Below are 7,172 nucleotides of genomic sequence, written 5' to 3'. Positions count from 1 at the left end.
TTGATGGGGTAAGGCTCCCTGTAGACGACGGGGTTGATAGGCCGGAGATGGAAGCCTTGTGAGAGGTGGAGTTGACCGGTACTAATAGGCCGAGGGCTTGTCCATAGATGCTCGCGTCCACTGTGAATTCTGACCGTGTTCTATTGCGGACAGACAACTGAAGAGTGCGCTTGTTCGCGTGGAGCACTTATCGAGTGTTCCGGTGGTCATGGCGGTGGGGAAACGCCCGGTTACATTCCGAACCCGGAAGCTAAGCCTGCCAGCGCCGATGGTACTGCATGGGGGACCGTGTGGGAGAGTAGGTCGCCGCCGGACAATCTTTTGGAACCTCTGGTTCCCCAGCGTGCATGCTGGGGAACCAGAGGTTTTTTGTTTTTGTAGGGCAGGAAAGGCAGGAGTCACGGCCATGACGGAATCGTCGGAAGGTCGACCGGAGCGGGAGCCGCGTGCGCCCCGGCGTGATGGGGATCGAGGCGGCTATCAGCGCGGTGAAGGCCGCGGCGAGTGGCGAGGCGACCGGCGTGGCGGTCATGGCCAGGGCGGTGGCTCGTGGGGTGGTCGGCGGGACGAGGGCTCACGGCCGCGTTGGGAGCGGGACGGCGAACGTCGTGGCCCCGGCGGGCCGCGGGACGACCGCTTCCGTCGTGACGACAGGCCCCGTGACGATCGTCCGCGTGAGGAGCGTCCGCGAGGCGACCGGCCCCGCGATGAACGGTGGGGTCGTCCGGGCGGTGGCGGCGGTGCGGGTTTCCGGCGCGACGACCGGCGTCCCAGCTACGGCAGTGGTGGTTCGGGCGCGGGTGGCGGCGGTGGCCGCGGCTTCCGTCGAGACGACCGGCCGAGGGACGGGGGATTCCGCAGGGACGACCGTCCGCGTGACGATCGGTTCCGCAGGGACGACCGCCCCAGGGAGGATCGTTTTCGGCGCGACGACCGACCGCGCGACGACCGGCCGCGCGAGGATCGCTTCCGCAGGGACGACCGCCCCAGGGACGACCGGTTCCGGCGGGACGACCGCCCCCGTGACGACCGGCCGCGTGGTGACCGGTTCCGGCGCGATGACCGCCCCCGCGATGACCGGCCCCGTAGGGATGACCGGCCGCGTGACGACCGTTTCCGGCGTGACGATCGGCCCCGGGATGACAGGTTCCGGCGCGATGACCGGCCCCGTAGGGATGACCGCCCCCGTGACGACCGGCCGCGTGAGGATCGGTTCCGCAGGGATGACCGGCCGCGTGACGACCGGTTCCGGCGTGACGACCGGCCGCGCGAGGAGCGCCGGTACGGTGGCGGCGGTTCGGGAAGTCGGGAGTACCGGCGGGAGGATCGGCCGTGGCGGGAGCGTGACGGCGAGCGTCGCGACGGGCGGGACTTCCGCGGGCGGCGCGACGACCGTGGTGGCCCGCGTGGCGGATACCGGCGGGACGGCGTCCGGCGCGGTCCCGAGCTGACTCGGGACCGCGATCGGGAGCGGGTCAAGCGGCTGCCGATCCCGGACGAGGTGACCGGCGACGAGATCGACCGTTCGGTGCGGCAGGAGCTGATGAGCCTGCCCAAGACCCTGGCCGTCGACGTGGCCCGCAACCTGGTGATGGTGGCCAGGCTGCTCGACGAGGACGCCGAGCGTGCCTACGGCTACTCGCGGGCGGCGCTGCGGCTCGCCTCGCGGGTGGGCGCCGTGCGTGAGGCGGCCGGGTTCGCCTCGTACGGCGTGGGCAAGTACGCCGAGGCGCTGACGGAGTTCCGGGCCGCCAAGCGGATGACCGGCTCGGTGCACCTGTGGCCGATCATGGCCGACTGCGAGCGTGGCATCGGGCGTCCCGAGCGTGCGCTGGCCATGGCCGGTGAGCCCGAGGTCCGTCAGCTCGACAAGGCAGGCCAGGTGGAGATGCGCCTGGTGGCGGCCGGGGCCCGGCGCGACATGGGGCAGCCGGAGGCGGCCGTGGTGACGCTGCAGAGCCCCGAGCTGGCCTCCAGCTCCGTCCAGCCCTGGACGGCGCGGCTGCGGTACGCCTACGCGGACGCGCTGCTGGCCGTCGGCCGGGAGGAGGAGGCGCGTGAGTGGTTCGCCAAGGCCGCCGAGGCCGACCAGGGCGGCACCACCGACGCCTCGGACCGGCTGGCCGAGCTGGACGGTCTCGAGTTCGTCGACGCGCTCGACCCCGACGCGGACGTCGAGGACGAGGACGTGGACGGCGACGAGGAGCCGCGCGGTCAGGCGTAGCGGGCGATCGGGTTCTCGAGCGTGCCGGCCAGCACCAGCGAGCCGGCCGGGTCCTGGAGGTCGACCATCTGGCGGTTGTTCCGCAGCTGCAGACGGTTGAGGCAGGACAGGGCGAAGCGCTCGGTGAACAGGTCGAACCGCTTGAACTTCTCCGCGAACTCGGGAACGGCCTGCTGGTAGTCGGTGACACAGGCGGCGACGGTCGCCCAGAAGGTGTCCTCGGCCAGCAGGTCGTTCTCGACGAGAACGCCGTTGAGGAAGCGGAGGAAGCAGTCGAAGACGTCGGTGAAGAGGGAGAGCGCCCAGAGGTCGTCGGGGACGTCGGCGCGGATCCGTTCCACCTCCGGGGGCAGCGGCTGCTCGGCGCTCATCACCACGATCTCCTCGGCGATGTCCTTCATGACGACGCGCCTGGGCACGCCGTTCTCCAGGACCAGGATGACGTTCTCGCCGTGCGGCATGAAGGCCAGGTCGTAGGCGTAGAGGCAGTGCAGCACCGGGGTGAGGTACGCGTCGAGGTAGTGGCGTAGCCAGACCTCGGCGGGCAGTCCCGACTCGGCGATCAGCGTGGCGGTGAACGAGCCGCCCTCGCGGTCGGTGTGGAGGAGCGAGGCCATGGTGGCCAGTCGCTCCCCGGGGCGCAGGGTGGGCACCGGGCTCTCGCGCCACAGCGCGGCCAGCATCTTGCGGTAGGGCGAGCCCTTCTCGGTGGCGGCCTCGTAGTGCCGGTGGTGGTAGCCGATGGCCGCACGCTCGCGGATGATCGAGAAGCCGGCGCCGGTGAGGAGCTCGTCCTCGGCGATCACTCCGGCGAGCCAGTCGTTGATGGCCGGGGTGGCGCGCATGTAGTCGGCGGAGAGGCCGCGCAGGAAGCCCATGTTGAGCACCGAGAGCGCGGTCTTCACGTAGTGCTTGTCGGGGGCGTCGGTGTTGAAGAAGGTGCGGATGGACTGCTGGGCGCGGTAGGCGTCGTCGCCCTCGCCGAGGCAGACCAGGTGCTGCCTGGCGACCTCGCCGGCGAAGGTGACGGAGAGCCGGTTCCACCACTGCCAGGGGTGCACGGGGATGAGGTAGTAGTCGGCCAGGTCGAGGCCGAGCGCGGCCATCCGGTCGGCGAAGCGGCGGCGGGTCCCGGGGGCGAGCTCGCCGGCGACCAGGGTCTCGTAGTCGAGGTCGGCGCAGGAGGTGAAGGTGGCCAGGTCGCGGCGGGCGGCGAGCCAGACGAGCCGGACCGGGGCGCCGGCCTCGGGGGCGTAGGCGCGGTACTCGGCGGCGTCGAAGCCGAGGCGGCCGTTGTTGGCCACGAAACAGGGGTGGCCCTCGGTCATGGCGGCCTCGATGGTCTGGAAGTCGCGGCTCGCCAGCTCGGCGGCGGGAAGGTGCGGGGCGGCGAGTTTGTAGGCGCTGCCGGCGAGGGTGCTGGTGATCTCCTCCAGGTAGACGGGGAGGACGTCGTCGCTGAGGCCGAGGGCCCCGCGCAGGTCGAGGAAGAAGTCGAGGGCGTCGAGGGGGAGCGGCACGCCGTCGCGTTCGCGGGTGATGGAGTCGGCGTCGACCAGCCAGTGGTCGAGGGCGAGTCGGCGGGCGGCGAAGTGGTAGGCGGTGGTGCCGTCGTCGGCGAGTACCGTGTGGCGGCCGTCGGGGCGTGGTTCGGGGGTCAGCAGGCGCTCGTGCGAGAACTCGGCGAGCGCCTTGCGTATCAGCAGGCGGTTGGCGCGCTGCCAGAGCTCGGGGGTGAGGTGGGCGACGGCTTCGTGGGGGACGGTCATGCGGTTCACTCCTGGGGGGCTGCCGTGGCCGCCCGCGCGGCCTCGTACTGTTCGCGGGTGCAGAAGCTGAGGTAGGCGTCCTTGCCGGGCAACGGAACGGTGCGCTCGACGTGGAAACCCACTGCGGCGTTGAGGGCGTGGACGGGTTTGTTGCGGGCGTCGGGTTCGACCACCACGCGGCGGTTGGCGGGGTCGGCGAAGAGCAGTTCCATCACGGTGGTGATCACGGCCAGGGTGAAGCCGTGGAGCGGGGTGTCCGTGGGGGCGACCAGGAAGTGCATGCCGATGTCGCCGGGTTGGACCGGGTAGGCGGTGCCGACCGCGTCGTGGGCCGGGTCGTAGACCTCGACCAGGAAGGCCGGCTCGCCGTTGTGCAGGCCCAGGTAGGCATGGTGGGAGGAGGCGGCGGCGATGCTCTCGAACTCCTTGCGGACGTCGCCCAGTTCGGCGTCCTGCATGAGCCAGAAGACGGATTTGGGGTGGGTGAGCCAGCGGTGCAGCAGCTCCGCGTCGGCGGCGGGGTCGACGAGGCGGAGGGTGAACTGACCGAGCCGTTCGTCGTGTCGGGCGAAGACGGTGGTGCTCATGGGGCTCCCAGGTGCGACAGCAAACTGGAAGTGAGGTTAGCCTAACCTAAATTCACGCGACAATCGGGCCGGGCTCGTCACCCGCGTCGCGCAGGTCCCGCAGCAGCAGACCCGTGGCCGGCTTGGGCCCGAACGAGGTCGACTTGTGCGGCATCGTGACGCCCTCCTCGGCCAGGGCCCGCACCGTGTCTTCCCGCGCCGCGCGCATCAGTACCGCGAAACCGTCGGCCGATCCGGCCGCCTGCGCCACGGCGGCGGTCGCGCTGTGCAGGTACCGAGCCCGGAGCGGCGGGCGGCCGGGGGGACGGCGCCACACCTCGCCGAGCAGCGTGGCGTCGAGCACCGTCGCGTCCAACGTGCGCCAGGCGGCCGGCCGGTCGGTCGGCACGGTGCGGGCGAGCAGCGCGGGATCCGGGCGGTCGAGCAGATGGAAGGCGCCGTCCGCGGCCAGCAGGAAGGCGTTGCCCGGCGCCGCACCGAGCGCGCGCAGCGCGACGTCCAGGGGTCCCGCCACGGGTTGGACCCGGAACGCCGTGCCGGCGGCGGCCAGCGCCTCGGCGGGCGGCAGCCCGGTCAGCACCCGGTGGATCGGGTTGAGCCGCAGCGGGTGCCGGGCGGTGTCCACCAGGAGCACCAGGCCACGGTCCCAGGGCGGCCGGCCGCCGTGCTCCGTGGCGAGCCGCAGCCGGGTGGCCCAGCGGTGGTGACCGTCGGCGATCAGGGCCCGGTGCCGGGCCAGCTCGACGCGGGCCGCCCCGATCTCGGCCGGGTCGTCGACGGCCCAGATCCGGTGCTCGGTGGTGTCGTCGGTGGGCGTGGCGAGCAGCGGCGGGCCCGCCGTGACCCGTTCCAGGAGGGCGGGCACGGCCGTGTCGTCGGGGGCGCCGCGGTAGGCGAGGAGCAGCGGTTCGAGGTCGGCCTCGGTGGCCCGGGCCAGCGCGGCGCGCTCGGCGACCACCTCCGGGATCACGTCCTCGTGCGGCAGCACCGTGCGTTCGTGCGGCGGCGTCAGCCGCAGGGCTCCCATGAGGCCGCGCTGCGGCGGCCGGCCGGCGGCGCGCTGCTCGTACACGTAGAGCGCCGGCCTCGGATGGGTCACCAGGACGCCGGCCGCCCGCCATTCGCGGAGGGTGGCGGCGGCGCGCTCCGGGGTGCGTGGCAGGATCAGTCGGACGATGTTGTGCGGGTCAGAGGTCTCCAGGTCACGCTGCTCGTCCGGCCGTACCACGACGTCGTACGGGGGCGAGATCACGTCGGCGAGGTTGCCGACCCGCTCGGGCGCGTAACGGAGCGCGCGGAACGGGGCGAGGTCCAGGCCGGCGGCGTGCATCCCCGCATCGTAGTGCCGTGCGGACCACGGGAGATGAGCTGAGGATGATGGTTGACAGCGTTGACGGGACGAGCGAGGGAACGGTGCCCGGCACGGCGCCGCGCGGCTGCGCGCGGCCGCTCCACGAGGTCTACGACACCGCGCTGCTCGACCTCGACGGGGTCGTCTACGCGGGTGGCGAGGCCGTGCCGCACGCCGTGGACTCGCTGCGGGCGGCACGGAAGGCCGGTATGCGGCTGGCCTATGTCACCAACAACGCGGCCCGCACGCCGGAGACCGTCGCCGCGCACCTCTCCCGCCTCGGCGTGGCCGCCGAGCCGGGCGAGGTGGTGACCTCCGCGCAGGCCGTGGCCCGGCTGATGTCCGAGCAACTGCCGGCCGGGGCACGGGTGTTGTGCGCGGGTGGGGAGGGGCTCCGGGTGGCGCTCGCCGAGCGTGGACTGCGCCCCGTGGACTCGGCGGACGACGAGCCGGCGGCGGTGGTGCAGGGCTACGGTGGGCCCGAGCTGCCGTGGGGGGTGATCGCGGAGGCGGCGATCGCCGTCAACCGGGGCGTGCCGTGGTTCGCGTCCAACACCGACCTGACCATCCCCAGCGGCCGGGGCATCGTGCCGGGCAACGGCGCGGCGGTGGAGGCGGTGCGGATCGCCTCCGGGGGCCGGGTCGAACCACAGGTGGCGGGCAAGCCGCGGCCGCCGATGCACCGTGAGTCGATCCTGCGGACGGGCGCGCGCCGGCCGCTGGTCGTCGGCGACCGGCTCGACACGGACATCGAGGGGGCCCACGCGGGCGGCGTCGACTCGCTGCTGGTGATGACCGGGGTGACGGACGTGGCCCAGCTGCTCGTGGCGCGCCCCGACCACCGGCCGACGTATGTGGCCGCCGACCTGCGGGGCCTGCTGGCCCCGCACCCCGAGGTGCGGGCCGCGGCCGACGGCGGCGGGTGGCACTGCGGCGGGTGGCGGGCGTTCGTGGCGGGCGACGAACTGCGTCTCCAGGGCGAGGGCGCACCGATCGACGGCCTGCGGGCGCTGTGCGGGGCGGCCTGGTCGACGGGTCGCCCCTGGCGGGGCGAGGGCCCCTGGCGGGAGGGCCTCGAAGGGGCCTGGGGTTGAGCGGACGGGGGAGGGGCCGGGTTGAGTGTGGCCGGCCGTCGATGACCGGCCGTTCGTGACCGGGCTCCGCCCGGCCGGGGGCGTCGCCTGGTCGTCGCCCACGGTCTGGGTGCGGTGTGTGCTTTGCCTGCGGCGCGGATTGCCTGC

The 7,172-nt window shown here is 73.0% G+C and carries 6 protein-coding genes and 2 rRNA genes; 5 read left to right on the top strand and 3 right to left on the bottom strand.

Translation table 11 applies throughout. The features are described from left to right. From RNC47_RS27025 to RNC47_RS27010, 4 genes are all read left to right on the top strand, one after another. Nucleotides 1-105, top strand: a 23S ribosomal RNA gene (locus RNC47_RS27025); the annotation flags it as partial. A gap of 93 nt (nt 106-198) precedes the next feature. After that, a 5S ribosomal RNA gene (rrf, locus tag RNC47_RS27020) occupies nt 199-315 on the top strand. Nucleotides 316-446: 131 nt separating this feature from the next. Then, nucleotides 447-1,451: a hypothetical protein gene (locus RNC47_RS27015; RefSeq protein WP_311602364.1), complete on the top strand. Its 1,005-nt coding sequence runs from the start codon at nt 447-449 to the stop codon at nt 1,449-1,451. A 32-nt stretch (nt 1,452-1,483) separates the two neighbouring features. Further along, nucleotides 1,484-2,224, top strand: coding sequence for a tetratricopeptide repeat protein (locus RNC47_RS27010; protein WP_311602363.1), 741 nt, complete (start codon nt 1,484-1,486; stop codon nt 2,222-2,224). Here the strand turns inward: RNC47_RS27010 and RNC47_RS27005 are convergent. Genes RNC47_RS27005 through RNC47_RS26995 form a run of 3 tightly spaced genes read right to left on the bottom strand, consistent with a single transcriptional unit; the run spans nt 2,215 to nt 5,910 of the window. Beyond that, nucleotides 2,215-3,993: an IucA/IucC family protein gene (locus RNC47_RS27005; RefSeq protein WP_311602359.1), complete on the bottom strand. Its 1,779-nt coding sequence runs from the start codon at nt 3,991-3,993 to the stop codon at nt 2,215-2,217. The genes RNC47_RS27010 and RNC47_RS27005 overlap by 10 nt on opposite strands. Before the next feature lie 5 nt (nt 3,994-3,998). Beyond that, nucleotides 3,999-4,580, bottom strand: coding sequence for a GNAT family N-acetyltransferase (locus RNC47_RS27000; RefSeq protein WP_311602358.1), 582 nt, complete (start codon nt 4,578-4,580; stop codon nt 3,999-4,001). A 52-nt stretch (nt 4,581-4,632) separates the two neighbouring features. Continuing rightward, nucleotides 4,633-5,910: a DUF1015 domain-containing protein gene (locus RNC47_RS26995; protein WP_311602357.1), complete on the bottom strand. Its 1,278-nt coding sequence runs from the start codon at nt 5,908-5,910 to the stop codon at nt 4,633-4,635. 44 nt (nt 5,911-5,954) lie between these two features. Between RNC47_RS26995 and RNC47_RS26990 the strand changes: the two genes are divergently transcribed. Further along, a complete protein-coding gene (locus RNC47_RS26990; protein WP_394814890.1) occupies nt 5,955-7,025 on the top strand; it encodes an HAD-IIA family hydrolase in 1,071 nt (356 codons plus the stop codon). The last annotated feature ends 147 nt before the right edge of the window (nt 7,026-7,172 follow it).

The organism is Streptomyces millisiae (assembly GCF_031845425.1).
Classification (GTDB): domain Bacteria; phylum Actinomycetota; class Actinomycetes; order Streptomycetales; family Streptomycetaceae; genus Streptomyces; species Streptomyces millisiae.
This window is presented reverse-complemented; position numbering and strand designations above follow the sequence as displayed.